Annotated in this window: 14 protein-coding genes; 8 read left to right on the top strand and 6 right to left on the bottom strand. The window is 56.2% G+C overall.

Going from position 1 to position 15,132, the window contains the following annotated elements; translation table 11 throughout:
* The first annotated feature begins 42 nt into the window (after window positions 1–42).
* From rimP to infB, 4 genes are read left to right on the top strand one after another with little or no spacing between them, the layout of a single operon-like run.
* A complete protein-coding gene (gene rimP / locus ACR3EH_RS10050; RefSeq protein ID WP_152459779.1) occupies window positions 43–633 on the top strand; it encodes a ribosome maturation factor RimP in 591 nt (196 codons plus the stop codon).
* Window positions 633–2,252 carry a transcription termination factor NusA gene (nusA, locus tag ACR3EH_RS10045; protein ID WP_171676409.1) on the top strand — a complete coding sequence of 540 codons (1,620 nt, stop codon included), beginning with the start codon at window positions 633–635 and terminating at the stop codon, window positions 2,250–2,252. The genes rimP and nusA overlap by 1 nt, the downstream gene beginning before the upstream one ends.
* 22 nt (window positions 2,253–2,274) lie before the next feature.
* A complete protein-coding gene (locus ACR3EH_RS10040; RefSeq protein ID WP_171188104.1) occupies window positions 2,275–2,898 on the top strand; it encodes an RNA-binding protein in 624 nt (207 codons plus the stop codon).
* Between the two features lie 8 nt (window positions 2,899–2,906).
* Complete coding sequence (infB, locus tag ACR3EH_RS10035; protein WP_171188103.1) at window positions 2,907–5,381, top strand: translation initiation factor IF-2; 2,475 nt, start codon at window positions 2,907–2,909, stop codon at window positions 5,379–5,381.
* 140 nt (window positions 5,382–5,521) lie between these two features.
* On the opposite strand, the gene ACR3EH_RS10030 is transcribed toward infB, so the two are convergent.
* On the bottom strand, window positions 5,522–6,841 hold the full coding sequence (locus ACR3EH_RS10030; RefSeq protein WP_171188101.1) for a tetratricopeptide repeat protein: 1,320 nt from the start codon (window positions 6,839–6,841) through the stop codon (window positions 5,522–5,524).
* Window positions 6,842–6,940: 99 nt separating this feature from the next.
* Between ACR3EH_RS10030 and ACR3EH_RS10025 the strand changes: the two genes are divergently transcribed.
* The 4 genes from ACR3EH_RS10025 (at window position 6,941) to ACR3EH_RS10010 (ending at window position 10,669) form a co-directional block, all read left to right on the top strand.
* A complete protein-coding gene (locus ACR3EH_RS10025; RefSeq protein ID WP_171188099.1) occupies window positions 6,941–7,174 on the top strand; it encodes a hypothetical protein in 234 nt (77 codons plus the stop codon).
* A 10-nt stretch (window positions 7,175–7,184) separates the two neighbouring features.
* Window positions 7,185–8,651 carry a guanitoxin biosynthesis MBL fold metallo-hydrolase GntH gene (gntH, locus tag ACR3EH_RS10020; RefSeq protein WP_216600504.1) on the top strand — a complete coding sequence of 489 codons (1,467 nt, stop codon included), beginning with the start codon at window positions 7,185–7,187 and terminating at the stop codon, window positions 8,649–8,651.
* A gap of 14 nt (window positions 8,652–8,665) precedes the next feature.
* Window positions 8,666–9,646: a CobW family GTP-binding protein gene (locus ACR3EH_RS10015; RefSeq protein ID WP_171188097.1), complete on the top strand. Its 981-nt coding sequence runs from the start codon at window positions 8,666–8,668 to the stop codon at window positions 9,644–9,646.
* A 354-nt stretch (window positions 9,647–10,000) separates the two neighbouring features.
* Window positions 10,001–10,669, top strand: a complete 669-nt coding sequence (locus ACR3EH_RS10010; protein WP_171188095.1) for a hypothetical protein — start codon at window positions 10,001–10,003, stop codon at window positions 10,667–10,669.
* A 173-nt stretch (window positions 10,670–10,842) separates the two neighbouring features.
* Here the strand turns inward: ACR3EH_RS10010 and ACR3EH_RS10005 are convergent, their stop codons facing one another.
* The 5 genes from ACR3EH_RS10005 to ACR3EH_RS09985 form a co-directional block, all read right to left on the bottom strand.
* Window positions 10,843–11,511 (bottom strand): hypothetical protein, encoded by a 669-nt coding sequence (locus ACR3EH_RS10005; RefSeq protein WP_171676411.1) that lies wholly within the window; start codon window positions 11,509–11,511, stop codon window positions 10,843–10,845.
* Between the two features lie 202 nt (window positions 11,512–11,713).
* The gene (locus tag ACR3EH_RS10000; protein ID WP_171188091.1) at window positions 11,714–12,166 is read right to left on the bottom strand and encodes an SRPBCC family protein; all 453 of its coding nucleotides are present in this window, start codon (window positions 12,164–12,166) and stop codon (window positions 11,714–11,716) included.
* Window positions 12,167–12,269: 103 nt separating this feature from the next.
* Window positions 12,270–13,055 carry an XdhC family protein gene (locus ACR3EH_RS09995; RefSeq protein ID WP_171676412.1) on the bottom strand — a complete coding sequence of 262 codons (786 nt, stop codon included), beginning with the start codon at window positions 13,053–13,055 and terminating at the stop codon, window positions 12,270–12,272.
* Complete coding sequence (locus ACR3EH_RS09990; protein ID WP_171188086.1) at window positions 13,052–14,239, bottom strand: vWA domain-containing protein; 1,188 nt, start codon at window positions 14,237–14,239, stop codon at window positions 13,052–13,054. The genes ACR3EH_RS09995 and ACR3EH_RS09990 overlap by 4 nt, the downstream gene beginning before the upstream one ends.
* A complete protein-coding gene (locus ACR3EH_RS09985) occupies window positions 14,236–15,111 on the bottom strand; it encodes an AAA family ATPase (RefSeq protein WP_171188084.1) in 876 nt (291 codons plus the stop codon). Before ACR3EH_RS09985 ends, ACR3EH_RS09990 begins: the two co-directional genes overlap by 4 nt.
* Window positions 15,112–15,132 lie beyond the last annotated feature (21 nt).

The following is a 15,132-nucleotide window of genomic DNA, read 5'->3' as shown; positions in this document are numbered from 1 at the left end:
CGCGCCCGTTTTTTTGTGCCCGATTGAAGGGTAGAGAACCAGATGACAAACGACCTGATAGCCAAAGCTGCCATTGACCGGCGACTGGCCGAGATCATCACCCCCGTGATTGAGGATCTGGGGTATGAACTTGTGCGCATTCGCCTGATGAGTGGCAAGCAGACCACGCTGCAGATCATGGCTGACAAGCCAGACGGTGGCATCGAAGTGGACGACTGCGCCGAGATTTCCAATGCGGTCAGCGCCACGCTGGACGTCGAGGATCCGATCCTTGATGCGTATACGCTTGAGGTCTCTAGCCCCGGAATCGACCGCCCTCTCACCCGCCTCAAGGACTTTGAGACCTTCGAAGGCTATGAGGCCAAGATCGAGACCGCCGAACTGATCGACGGCCGCCGCCGTTTTAAGGGTGAATTGGCCGGGATCGAAGGGGATGAGGTTCTGATCAACATCCCCGAGGGGGACGAGACGATCACCATCGGTTTGCAATTCGACTGGCTGAGCGACGCCAAGCTGGTCCTGACCGATGATCTGATCAAGGAAATGCTGCGCCAGCGCAAAGACGCGGGCGCCCTGAACGAAAACGCTTTCGACGAGATTGAGACCGAAGGGTCCGAAGAGGAGACGAACTGATGGCAATCACCTCAGCCAACCAGCTGGAGCTGCTGCAGACCGCCGAGGCCGTGGCCCGCGAAAAGATGATCGACCCCGGTCTGGTTGTCGAAGCGATGGAGGAATCGCTCGCCCGTGCCGCCAAGAGCCGTTACGGCGCGGAAATGGACATTCGCGTGTCCATCGACCGCAAGACCGGCAAGGCGACCTTCACTCGCGTGCGCACTGTGGTCGAGGATGAAGAGCTTGAGAACTATCAGGCCGAGATGACCGTCGAGCAGGCGCGCCAGTACATGGAATCGCCCGAGGTTGGTGACGTCTTCGTCGAAGAAGTGCCGCCGGTTGAAATGGGCCGGATCGCGGCGCAGTCCGCGAAACAGGTGATCCTGCAAAAGGTCCGCGAAGCGGAACGTGATCGTCAGTACGAAGAATTCAAGGATCGTGCGGGCACCATCATCAACGGCGCGGTCAAGCGCGAAGAATTTGGCAATGTCATTGTCGATCTGGGTGGTGCCGAGGCTGTTCTGCGCCGCAATGACAAGATCGGTCGCGAAAGCTATCGCCCAAATGACCGCGTGCGCGCCTATATCAAGGAAGTGCGCCGCGAAGTGCGTGGCCACCAGATCTTCCTTTCGCGTACCGCGCCGGAATTCATGGCCGAGCTGTTCAAAATGGAAGTGCCGGAAATCTATGACGGCATCATCGAGGTCAAGGCCGTGGCTCGTGACCCCGGCTCGCGCGCCAAGATTGCCGTGATATCGTATGACGGGTCAATCGACCCGGTTGGTGCTTGCGTCGGTATGCGCGGCAGCCGCGTGCAGGCCGTTGTGAACGAACTGCAGGGCGAAAAGATCGACATCATCCCGTGGAACGAAGATCAGCCGACCTTCCTGGTGAACGCGCTGCAGCCCGCCGAGGTCTCCAAGGTGGTTCTGGACGAAGAAGCCGGCAAGATCGAGGTTGTCGTGCCGGAAGAGCAGCTGAGCCTTGCCATCGGTCGCCGCGGTCAGAACGTACGTCTGGCAAGCCAGCTGACCGGTCTGGACATCGACATCATGACCGAAGCAGAAGAATCGGCGCGTCGCCAGAAAGAGTTCGAAGCCCGCACCAAGCTGTTCATGGACAGCCTGGATCTGGATGAATTCTTTGCACAACTCTTGGTTTCGGAAGGCTTTACCAACCTCGAAGAGGTCGCCTATGTCGAAATCGATGAACTGTTGGTCATTGACGGTGTTGACGAAGGCACCGCGCAAGAACTGCAGACACGTGCCCGCGAATTCCTGGAAGCACAGGCGAAAGCGGCTTTGGACGCGGCCCGTGCACTGGGCGCCGAGGACAGTCTTATTGAATTTGAGGGCCTGACACCCCAGATGGTAGAAGCGCTGGCCAAGGATGATGTGAAGACCTTGGAAGACTTCGCAACCTGCGCCGACTGGGAATTGGCCGGTGGCTGGACCACAGTCGATGGCGAACGCATCAAGGATGACGGTATACTTGAACCTTTCGGTGTGACGCTGGAAGAAGCGCAGGACATGGTCATGACCGCACGTATCCTGCTGGGTTGGGTTGATCCGGCCGAGCTGGAGCAAGCGGAAGAAGACATCGACGGCGACGCAGAAGACGAGGAGGTCGAGGCCTGATCTCAGGCCTCGGGTGGCGCGTATGGCTCGCGGTGGCGTCCATAAGGATCGGTCTGACGGACCCGAACGCAAGTGCATCGCCACGGGCGAAGTTCAGCCAAAATACGGGCTGATCCGCTTTGTGACGGGACCGGACGGTCAGGTTTATCCCGATGTTGCGGCAAAACTGCCGGGGCGCGGGGTCTATGTGGCGGCAGATCGTGCCGCACTGGACAAGGCCGTTGGCAAGAAACTGTTTGCGCGCGGGTTCAAGGCACAGGTTTCTGTGTCGAAGGATCTGAGCGACGAAGTCGAAAAACAGATCGCGCGTCGCGTGGTTGAGTTGCTCAGCCTGGCGCGTAAATCCGGTGACGCGGTTGCCGGATATGAAAAGGTCAAGACGTGGCTGGACCGGGAAGAGGCGCAAGTGCTGCTTCAGGCCATTGATGGATCGGGGCGCGGCAAGTCCAAACTCAGCACGCCGCACTTCGGAAAATACATCGGTTGGCTGACTGCGGACGAATTAGGGCAGGCATTTGGGCGCCAAACAGTGATTCATGCTGCCATGGCCTCTGGCGGACTCGCCAAACGTGTTGTAGAGGAAGCGCAGCGCCTGCGTGGCTTGCGCGAAACGGATGACGGCGGCAGGGGCCGCGCGGAAGGGTAAGAAGCTTTATGAGCGATAATGACGGCAAAAAGACATTGGGTCTTCGTGGCGGGGCACGCCCCGGAAATGTGAAACAGAGTTTCAGCCACGGACGCACCAAGAATGTCGTGGTGGAAACCAAACGCAAGCGCGTGGTGGTCCCCAAGCCGGGCGCGGCAAAGCCGGGTGGCGGTGCTGCACCTTCGGGTGATCCGTCGCGTCGCCCTGCGGGTATTTCCGACGCGGAAATGGCACGCCGGATGAAGGCATTGCAGGCCGCCAAGGCCCGCGAGGCTGAAGAGGCCGCCGCCCGCGAGGCTGCAGAAAAGGCGCGCGAAGAAGAGCGTGCCCGCCGCCGTGCGGAACAGGAAGCCAAGGAACGTGAACAGCGTGAGGCTGAAGAGCGCGCCCGTCAAAAGGCGGAAGAGGAAGAGCGCAAGCGCATAGAGGCGGAAGAAGCCGCCAAACGCGCCGCTACAGCGCCCGCACCGGAAGAGCCTAAAGCGGCACGCGCCCCGGCCAGCAAGCCTGCACCCGCTGCGACCCCGCGCAAGCAGGATCGTGAGCGCGAGCAGCGCGGTCGCGGCAAAGGTCGCGACGATAACCGCCGTTCGGGCAAGCTGACACTGGGTCAGGCCACTGGTGGCGAAGGCAACCGCCAACGCTCGATGGCTGCGATGAAGCGCAAGCAAGAGCGTGCGCGCCAGAAAGCCATGGGCGGCACGGTTGAGCGGGAAAAGGTGATCCGCGACGTACAGCTGCCCGAGGCGATCATGGTCTCGGAACTGGCCAACCGTATGGCCGAGCGCGTAGCTGACGTTGTCAAATCGCTGATGCAGATGGGCATGATGGTCACGCAGAACCAGACCATCGACGCTGACACGGCTGAACTGATCATCGAAGAATTTGGCCACAAGGTCACGCGTGTTTCTGATTCGGATGTTGAAGACGTCATCAAAGAGGTCGAAGACAGCGATGAAGATCTGAAGCCGCGCCCGCCGGTCATCACCATCATGGGTCACGTTGACCACGGTAAAACCTCTCTGCTGGATGCAATCCGCGATGCGCGTGTTGTGGCGGGCGAGGCCGGTGGCATCACCCAGCATATCGGCGCCTATCAGGTGAAAACCGAGGGCGGCACCACACTGACCTTCCTGGATACACCGGGCCACGCGGCGTTTACGTCGATGCGTTCGCGCGGTGCGCAGGTCACGGATATCGTGGTTCTGGTTGTTGCGGCTGACGACGCAGTGATGCCGCAGACGATTGAGGCGATCAACCACGCCAAGGCGGCAGAAGTGCCGATGATCGTGGCGATCAACAAGGTCGACAAGCCGGATGCAAACCCGGACAAGGTGCGCACCGATCTGCTGCAACACGAAGTGATCGTCGAGAAAATGTCGGGTGAGGTTCAGGACGTCGAAGTGTCCGCCATCACCGGTCAGGGTCTGGACGAGCTTCTGGAAGCCATTGCGCTGCAAGCCGAAATTCTGGAACTGAAAGCCAACCCCGACCGCGCCGCCCAAGGTGCTGTGATCGAGGCGCAGCTGGATGTGGGCCGCGGTCCTGTGGCCACCGTTCTGGTTCAGAACGGCACGTTGCGCCAGGGCGACATCTTCGTTGTGGGTGAGCAATACGGTAAGGTCCGTGCACTGATCAACGACAAGGGCGACCGCGTCAAAGAAGCTGGCCCCTCGGTTCCTGTCGAGGTTCTGGGCTTGAACGGCACGCCCGAGGCCGGTGACGTATTGAACGTGACCGAGACCGAAGCGCAGGCCCGCGAAATCGCCGCCTATCGCGAACAAGCCGCCAAGGACAAACGTGCCGCCGCTGGTGCCGCAACCACCCTTGAGCAGCTGATGCAGAAGGCGAAAGAAGACGAGAACGTGGCCGAGCTGCCGATCCTCGTCAAAGCTGACGTGCAAGGGTCTGCCGAAGCCATCGTTCAGGCGATGGAAAAGATCGGCAACGACGAAGTGCGCGTGCGCGTGCTGCATTCGGGCGTGGGCGCGATCACCGAAACCGACGTTGGCCTGGCCGAAGCGTCAGGCGCGCCAGTTATGGGCTTTAACGTCCGTGCCAACGCATCGGCGCGGAACACCGCGAACCAGAAAGGTGTCGAGATCCGCTATTACTCGGTGATCTATGACCTTGTGGACGACGTGAAGGCGGCTGCTTCCGGCCTGCTGAGCGCCGAGATTCGAGAGAAGTTCATCGGCTATGCCGAGATTCGTGAAGTCTTCAAGGTCACAGGTGTCGGCAAGGTTGCCGGCTGTCTGGTCACCGAAGGCGTTGCCCGCCGTTCCGCAGGCGTCCGCCTGCTGCGCGACAACGTGGTGATCCACGAAGGCACGCTGAAGACGCTCAAACGCTTCAAGGACGAAGTCGCCGAGGTTCAGTCGGGTCAAGAATGCGGTATGGCGTTCGAGAACTACGACGATATCCGCGCAGGCGACGTGATCGAAATCTTCGAGCGCGAAGAGGTCACCCGGACACTGGATTGATCCGGTTCAGATCGAATTTAGAGAAAGCGGCCTCCTGGGCCGCTTTTTTGTGGGTTCTTGTTGGGTTTTAAGGTCTGCTGAGCGGACATGAGTGCTTGAATCTGGAACACTCTGCATCGGCAACGATGCGACGTGTTTCATCAGTATCTGATCAGAGTATCCAGTATCGCTTGTCGCGTTGCGGCATCATTGTGGAAGATCCTGCCTGCAAGAAACTCAGATGGAAACTCCGGCCATGTTTTGCGCATTTCGGTAACAAGTCTTTGCGCCTCTTCCGTATGTCCCAACTGATCGTTCGCAACGGCTTGGAACAGGAGAGAAGGAGCACTTACAGGCGCACCGGCAGCGGGCGCTCCTTTAAATGCCTCGACAACCTTTTCGTAATTCCCGAGCATCAGTTGCGATACACCCCAAATATTTCGTGCGCCAAAGCGGCCCGATCCTGACCTTAGTCTTTCTGGGTCGCTAACCTCGGCCGCAAGATCCGGAGTGTTGGCCATAATGGCGGTGATGCCAACTAGATCCAGGATATGACCATCCTTCGGCGCAAGCTCGACCGACAGTCTTGCGTATTTCAGTGCCTCAACTGGTTTATACTGGGTGGCCAATACCCAACCATTTGCTCCGTTTGCCCATGCATCGGTGGGAGATAGATCAAGCGCCTTTCCCGACATCTCCGCAGCTTGGCTAAAGAGGTCTTCTCTTTGTGATTTGTCCGGGGACAACATAGCCAGAGTTGCTAGGACCTGTGCCGAACCGGCGTAGCCATCGGAGAGAGCTGGGTCGAGCTCGGTGGCATGCTGGAACATTCCCAGCGCTATTTGCTGACGCTTGACATCAAAGACGGGAAAAAACATGCCGCGGGCCTGATCCGCAAGGTTGGCCGCCTGAAGTCTCGTCAAAGACTGCTCACCAAGGGCCGCTCGCTCAGCCTGTTCCGTGGATCGAGTCGCGGGCGAAACCGCCTCGTTATTCTGAGCAAACCAAAACCCAATTCCAGCAATCAATACAACGCAAACCAATCCAACCGGCAGCAGTTGCGTTAAAAGCGGATGCCTTCCAAGCGCATCGCTGTTTCGCACTCCTGAAGTGCTGTCTAGCGAGAACCGTGGCTTGTATCCGCCGGAATCAACAAAAATGCGAACGCCCTCACCGTTCCATTGATCTTCGTAAAACTCCTGTAGCAGCCGACGCAACCGTCGGGCTTCAACGCGAACGAGATTCCGACCACCGGTGCCATCAATGCTCCGACCGTAGACTTCGACGGCGATTGCTTTGCCACGAATCTGAGCACCGCGACCCGCGAGCGTTTCTTCGACCACGTAAGTAAGAAATTGCTGGAGTCGAGGCGAAGCCTGGAACGCGGCACTGGAAACAACGCTCTGAAGTGCCTGTCGGACAAGCTCCGGAGATGGCTGTGCAACATCTTGATCTATCGGCAATTCATTAGCTTGGTTCAAAGCAAACTCACCCCCAACTCACGGTGACTCACTTGGCGTGTGCCGTCAACCGCACTCATCTCGATGTGAGAATAGATAGTGGAAACCGAGGATTATCCAGTGACGTGGGAACTAAGTGACGAGCTTCCAGAGCTTTCCGATGCGCTTTCCGGGCGTATCGAAACGGATGCGTTACTCAGCGAGGCAATTGCAGACCTAAAGAAAGTTACTGCGCTGCTGGATGACACATCGATTACAGCGCCAGAGCGTGCGGAATGGGCCCACATCAGATCTGAACTCGTGAACGAGCTTCGCCGGATGGTGAAGCGCAATCTTCGTAACACTTTTAACTGAGGACCGAACCATGACCAAGGAAGACAATGGGCAAGACCTGGAGAACAAACAAGTTCAGGCGACAGACCAAATTGAAGACCCCTCACGACGGAGTGTTCTTAAGGGTTTAGCCACTGGAGCTGCCGCGACAGGGGCGGCTGGGTTTGCGGCGGGGAGTGCCGAGGCCCACGAAGGAGACGGCCCGCTGGGAGAAACTCTCAAGAACCCATACGGTGGGCGACCCGCAGGTGGTATCTCTTTGCCAGAGTATTTCCGCCCAACCAAATACATGACAGGCTCAAACGCGAACTATTTTCCACTTAGTGAGGAGTTGGGACCAGATGAGATGCGCATCTCATTCTGTGGCTCGACACCCTATCCACCGCGCGAAGATCAGGCGGGTACGTGTATCATGGTAGAGTTGGGAAATGGAAAACGGTTCTTCTTCGACTTTGGATCCGGTTGTGTCCGTAACATCATTGCCATGCAGGTGCCGGGGCAGCTGATCAACGACATCTTCATCTCTCACCTGCATGTCGACCACTATGCCGACATCCCTTACATCTACCCATTCCGGGCTTGGTCAGGAGGGTACACTCCACTTCGTATTCACGGCCCGTCCGGTCGGACACCCGAGCTTGGCACAGCTGGGATGGTCAAAGGCATGCAGCAAATGCTCAAATGGCACCTCGAAGCATTCGATGTGTTCCCAATTGGTGACGGCTATGAGATCGAGGTCAACGAGTTCGATTTCAGCCAAGAAGGCGGTATCGTTTATGACCAAGATGGTGTGACTGTTCGGTCCTGGCCGCGCAGCCACGCCAAGGACGGCGCAGTTGGGTATCGGCTCGATTGGAATGGTCTGAGCTTCGTATGGACAGGCGATGGTCGCCCGGATGAGCTTTCACGGAAATACGGCGAAGGCGTCGATGTTTTTGTAACCGAAATGTCGGGACAGGATATTGGTCAGTTGATGACCTACAAATACGGTATCCCACAGGATCTGTTTAATTACACAATCGATACGCATCATACCTCCCACTATGCCGTGGGTAAGCTCTTTGCTGACGCAAGGCCGCGGTTGGGAATGGTGACGCACTATACACAGGACGAGGATATCGACGCTGAAATGCTGGCTGGTATTCGCGCCCACTATGACGGTCTGTTCCAATGGGGTCTCGATGTAGCCGTTGTGAACGTGACCAAGGATGCGATCTGGTACAGGAAAGCTGCACTGCCCGGAAAATCCGGTACTGTGCCACCATTTCGTGAACTGGCTGCGGCAGCCGAGGCCGGGCGTATTGAGCTCCCGGATGAAATCACATTGCCGAATCCGAGGCTCACTCGAGCAGATCAGCAAGACCAAAAGTACCGCGATATGGAGATCGATCCACGCGAATACTACCCAACCGACGTTTTCCGAGCACCCGGCGGGGACTGGCCGCAGGACTTTACCATCAAAGTTTCGGATGTAATCGGCCCGCGTGATGAAGACTGAGAGGAGATCGAACAATGATTGAATTTGGTTCGACTTCTGCGATCCCCGTAACGATCCTTACCGGCTTTCTCGGCGCCGGTAAGACAACACTTTTGAACCGCATCCTGACAGGCAATCACGGGTTGCGGGTTGCAGTTCTGGTGAATGACTTTGGATCAATAAACGTTGACGCTGACTTGGTGGTTGGCCTCGAAGAGGACGTGATGAGTTTGGCAAATGGTTGCGTTTGCTGCTCGATCCGAGATGACCTGATCGAAACGGTAGAGGCCGTTCTCGCCCGACCTGAGAAACCGGAATATATCGTTCTTGAAGCAAGCGGCGTGTCGGACCCATCGTCAATCGCGATGACGTTTACGGATCAACGGTTCCGGGACATGATCCGTTTGGACAGCCTCATGTGTCTTGTCGACGCGGAACAACTATTTGCCGCGCCGGAACAAATGGAGTTGAAACTCCGACAAATTGCGTTTTCGGACATGGTAATTCTGAACAAGGTTGATCTTGTCGACAGGGCCACAGTTCAGAAGGTGCACGATTGGCTGGGGTCTCGTTTCCGCCGATATCGATTGGTCGAAGCTGTCAATGCGGACGTCCCACTGGACATACTTCTTTCTGTTGGTCGCTTTGCCGCCGAACAGCTCGAAACAGAAATACCTGATCATCATGAGCATGGGCCAGATTGCGGTTGTCACCACTCTGATCACTCAGACAGCTTTTCAACAACCATGATGAAAGCTGACCGACCAATAAGCCTATCCTCTCTTCGTAGCGCTATTCGGAAACTTCCCGGAGATGTCTATCGTCTCAAGGGTTTTGTCTTCAGTGAGGAGGATCCGGATCATCGCATTCTTGTACAGGTTGTCGGAAAACGCATGGACATCGCAAGGGATGGCGCATGGGGCCACCGAAAACCCGAAACAAGGCTTGTTGCAATAGGTGCACCAGGAGCCCTTTCGGAATACGAGCTTTCCGAAGCGTTGTTGGAACCTGCGTAGCGGCAAGTTCGACCAAATGTGTTTGCGTGTGTTATTTTAATTCCAACACGCAGCAGCTCGAAAGTCCGCGGCGCCGGAGACCAAACGAGGAGAATAACCTTATTGCTGAAGAAGTTTAGGAATTGGATTCAAGCGATCACACTGCTTGCACCTGCCACTACGTTTGTGTTGTCAGGTACGACTGTGTGCGCGCAGGACGTCTCGAGTCGAGAACTTGCAGATACAACCCCAAACCTCGGATTGCCGAGTTCAGCCGGAGGACAAGATGCCGAGTTGCTTTCTGGTTTCCATGGGCTCGAGGCGTTGCCCCGAGTGGCAAATTTCATTTGCAGAGGTTCCAGGGGCAAACACGGGATGCCTGTCATTTTTTCTACCCAGGTAGATCTGGAAACTCTGCAGGCAGGTGACTTCAGAGTTGAAACAAAGTCAGGCCAGATCGGAGTAATGCACTGCGCGTCAGTGTTGCCTGCTACCGATCCCGGTGAATTGCGCACGGTGCTTCTCATAGGGGATTTTGGGAACCTTCCCGACGATCCCCCCATCGAAGTCGAAGTTATTGGACACCTTCATTCCATCGACGGGACACTTGATTTTCGAGGTGCTACAGTAGCCGTAACTCCGCTGGAAGACGGGCCCTCAATGATCTTTGCCGAGGTTGTTGAGGATTGGACTTTGGTCGGAAACTTGGGGCCACGCCGAACCAGAGGAAGCCTTTGTCCAAGTGACAACACTGTTCAGGCCATTCGGGTAACTTGGGCGGGTGGGGTCACGCTGGCCAACGGCAAGGAACCTGGCGATTTGGAACGTGATCTGTACAGTATCCTCGTAGAGGCCGAAGATGGATCTCAGCGCATTGTGACGCCCGCAGCGCTTGCTGATCTGGGCGACGGAGACAATAACCACATGCTCTGCCTCGATACAAAGGATCGACCTATATCAGTGTCTTTTCCGGCTGGTATTCTGACGGATCCAAATGACGATCTGAACCCTGAAACCAGCTTGTTTATAACAAAACCCAATTAAGAAACTCCTTTGATTTTGCTGCAATGAATACTTAGTCGAAAACACTCGATCGGACCGATTGTAGGCACTTCATTGTTGTACGCCAATAAATGGGCCTAATCGCAGCTTGCCGCTACATGCTCAGCCAAACGACCCTAAAAATCGGCATGCTGTGGTACAATTCGCGATAAGCATCAACAGACTAACCCTTTTGCAAGCCCGCGCGACTGCCTGACACAATCAGCAACCATCGATGGATGTGTCAACGGGCAAAGGTAAGGCCATTCGAGGCGTTGTTCGGCGTAAATGGCATCTTGCTCAACGTTCAGGTAACGATAGCTATTATTCGCAACTTCACCGCCGTATTTATACAAAAGCACGCCATAGCTAAAGCCATCGAGGTCACTTAGGTCGATGCCATTGCCTATATAGGATGCTTGAATTTCCATAAGTTCGATCCGCGTTTCAAACACCCGTTTACATGCACCAGAGTATTCATTCTGGAAAACAACAGATACCAACCAACAAGCACCGCAAAGTAAGGCAATTGTCAGAAAATATGGGCTCCATCGCTTGAACAGTCTTCTTGCTTCGCGCAATGAACCATCAATTGAGAAAAAACGGCGTTCGGACAGAAATTCTGTACTAACCGCGTCGGTCTTTATTGGCTGGGCTGAGATAGAGGCTTTCTTTTGGGGCATTGCGGAAGCAACTACGACCAGCACAAAAACCAGCACGGTTTCAATAATCCATGCAAACAGCAAGGCGGGTATCCAGCCAAGCGAAACACCAAGAAAAAATCCAAACTGAGAAATGGCGTAAATCCAGCCGGCTAAGAAGATTAAGGTCCGGATGATTGTCATAGGACGTCCCAATAGACATAAAACAAATGTCGATCAAAATAGGTCCGCGTGGGCCAGTATCACTCTGCGGCATCCAGCCAATCTTCGATCAGCTTTTCGTTTATGGAGGTTAGGCGCGACAAAGGGCGCAGCTTTCCGTTGATATGGCAAAGAGAAGGGTCATGCGGTTTCCTCCATCTCTTCGCCCAGATAAACGTGAGGGTCAAGCAACAGGTTCTTCCGACATGACGTCTGCAAAGGATTTGAAGAACTTGGCCGCAAGTTTCTTGGCTGTACTCTGAATAAGACGGCTTCCAAGTTGCGCCAACTTACCGCCGATCACGGCTTTGGCTTCGTAGCGCAGAATGGTCTGAGAGCCATTTTCGGTCAGAGTTACGTCAGCGCCGCCTTTTGCATGGCCAGCTGCGCCACCATTGCCTTGGCCTTCCAGCGAAAATGTCTCTGGCGCGCCGTCGGTTTTAAGGACCACATCTCCGCTGAATTTCGCTTTCACGGGTCCAACTTTAAGAACAACTTTGGCTTCAAGTTCCGTTTCAGACTTCTTGATCAGCTCTTCGCACCCGGGGATACAGCGTTTCAGTATCTCGGGGTCGTTCAACGCTGCATAAACCACGTCGCGCGGGGCATCGATGAGAATTTCGTCAGCCAGTTCCATGGCGGTTCCTTCCTTTGTTCAGCAACAGGGGTATTTGATCTTTGCAAGCACCTCAGCCTGCTCACTAGAGGGCTTGAAGATACGAGTTAAGATTTTGTAAAGTTTACGCATTTGGATCTCTTTCTTCGGAATTCCTGCGCACGGTGACCAGTTCCGCCAGAATGGAGAGCGCGATTTCTTCTGGCGTGACAGCACCAATGTCCAAACCGGCTGGGGCTGAGACGGTCGCAAGTGTGATCTCGGGCACACCGGCTTCAGAGAGCTTTTTAGACAGGGCAGCGAACTTCTTCTTGCTGCCGACAAAGGCGACATAGTTTGCATCGTACGCAAGCGCGTCGCGCAAGGCGTCCAGATCGCCCTGCCCTTGCGTCGCAACGACGACCGCGCTCATCTTTCCAAGTGCACTCTTTCCATCAAGGGCACGCGTGATCGACCAGTGAAAATGTGGTGCGATTTGTGCCAAAGCCTCTGCGACCGGCGAGTTCCCAAGTACTGTTAACTCTGGCATCGGAAGACAAGGCTCAATGAAGATGTCGATGGTACCACGAGAGGGACAACCGTTGCGCGCATAGAGTACGCCCTCCATCATTGCTCCGGCACTGACGCCGATATCGTTTAAAAAATCTTCCGGCGCGACCGACACAAGTTTAGGTGCGCCGGTTTCGAGAGCCTCCAAGGTGGCTCGCCTCACAGCGCCACGGGTGCAGCCGCCGCCAAGAAACCCATGCAAGATAGTGCCATCCGCACCTATGATTGCCTTTGCGCCGGGTTTAGCTGCAGTGGTTCCCGCAGTGCGCACGATTGTGGCAAAGGCAAAAGGTTGTTCCTTGGCGCGCAGGGACAGGGCTGTTTCTGCCAGGTCTGAAGAAAACAACTCAGCGGGGGTCATAGCGATACCAGCTCCTTCTCCAACGCGGCGAGGTCCGCCAAAGTGCTGGCTGCATAAAAGCGGTCCAAATGAGGCAATGCTGCTTTCATGCCCGCAGCGACGGGCGCATAGTCGCGCCAGCCTTTGAGAGGGTTCAGCCAAAGAATGCGGCAGCCGCGTTTGCGCAACTTGGTCAACGCGGCGTCGATGTGGTCAGGGGAAGAGGTGTCATAGCCGTCCGAAAGAATCATCACGACCGAACGACCATCGACGAACCGACGCGCATATGTAGCCGCGAAACGGTCCAGGCTTTCCCCGATTTTGGAGCCTCCGCCGAACCCATCCGCCATCAAGGACATCCGTCCGATGGCGCGCATGGCGTCCTTATCGCGTAAAGCTTCGGTTATCCGCACGAGGCGTGTGTGAAACAGGTACGCGTCGGCGGTTGGATCTCCGCGCATCAGGCCGGCCAAAAAGGCCAGGAACACTTGCGCATATACGGTCATAGAGCCGGAAACATCGCATAGGGCTACGATTTTGCGGCTACGATCAGGGCGTTTGCGCTTAATGAGTCGGATGGGTTCGCCCCCTGTTGCCAGGCTGCGCCGGATTGTTTTGCGGAAATGCAGGCGGTCCCCTTTACGGGCAGCGATGCGACGGCGGGAGCGGCGGTCGCGCAGCGCTTGTCCGAGGCGGCGGGCAACCTCTTCGGCCTCGGAAATCTCTTCCGCCCGTACCAGCTCACGTAGGTCGCGCCGGGACAGGTTTCGCATCTCGGTGGCGATCAGCTTGCCGTCGCCATTGCTTTCCGCATCACCTTCACCTCCGTCCGGCGCTGTCGCATCGCCAGCGCCTCCAACGTCTTCTCCTTTGGCATCTCGTGACGAATGTACGCTGTCGTCGCCCTTGGTAGGGGCCGATATTTTCGGCATGACCTTTGTTCGCACGCGACCAGCATCCATCCAGAAACTGTCGAACAGCAAATCAAACCTCTGCGCGTCGTCCTTGCATCCCGTGCAGACCGCCTTGAGGGCGCATCTCGCCTCTGAGGGGTTGGCTGCCTCAACATGGGTCAAGGCCGCCAGAGCCGCTTCGGTTTCCTGCACGCCAAGGCGCAGGCCATTCTCTCGCAAATGGGCCAGGAACCCCGCCATACGCGCTGTGGCGCCGGGATCTCGGCCAGCAAAGCGGGTTACGCGGGTCATGCGGCCTTCCCCGCAATGCGTTGTGCCACTTCGGTGGTGATATGTGCGCGATCGCCCTGAGTTTTTAAAAGTGTCGTGAGTGTGGCTTGGAGGGCTGCCGGGTTTTCCGTTAGATCGGCAATCCCTAACCCCATAAGAGCGGCGGCAAAATCCAGTGTCTCCGCGATTCCGGGCACTTTCTCCAGCTCTTCCTTGCGCAACGCCTGGACGAACCCGATCACCTGATCGGCCAGCAGCGCTTCAATCCCAGCACAACGGGCCTTCAGGATCGCGAGTTCCGTCGTCCTGTCAGGATAATCGACATAAGCGAAAAGGCAGCGGCGCCTTAGCGCGTCCGACAAGTCGCGGGTGCCATTCGAGGTTAGTATAACTGTTGGCACGGTGGTGGCTTTGATGGTGCCAAGTTCTGGCACCGTGATTTGGTAATCGGCAAGGATCTCGAGCAGGAAGGCTTCGAACTCTTCGTCTGCGCGGTCAATTTCATCGATCAGCAAAACTGGAGAAACGTCTTGCGTGATCGCCGACAGCAAGGGGCGTTCCAACAAATACTCGCGCGAGAATATCCGATCCTCGACCGCCTTGCCGGTCTCGCCTGCTTCAGAGGACGCACGGATCGCCAGGAGTTGCCGTTGGTAATTCCACTCATAGATTGCCTGAGAGGCGTCCAAACCTTCATAACATTGCAGACGGATCAATTGCGTGTTCTGAGCCGCGGCCAGTACTCGGGAAACCTCGGTTTTTCCCACGCCCGCTGCACCTTCCAGCAGTAGAGGACGGTGCAATGACAAAGCCAAATGCAGCGACACCGCCAGATCGTCTGAGGCGACGTAGTTCTGTTCTACAAGTGCAGATTGGAGATCGGTCCAGGTCATCAGAGCCTCAAGTGGTTTAAA

Source organism: Ruegeria sp. BG7, assembly GCF_056535685.1.
This window is presented reverse-complemented; position numbering and strand designations above follow the sequence as displayed.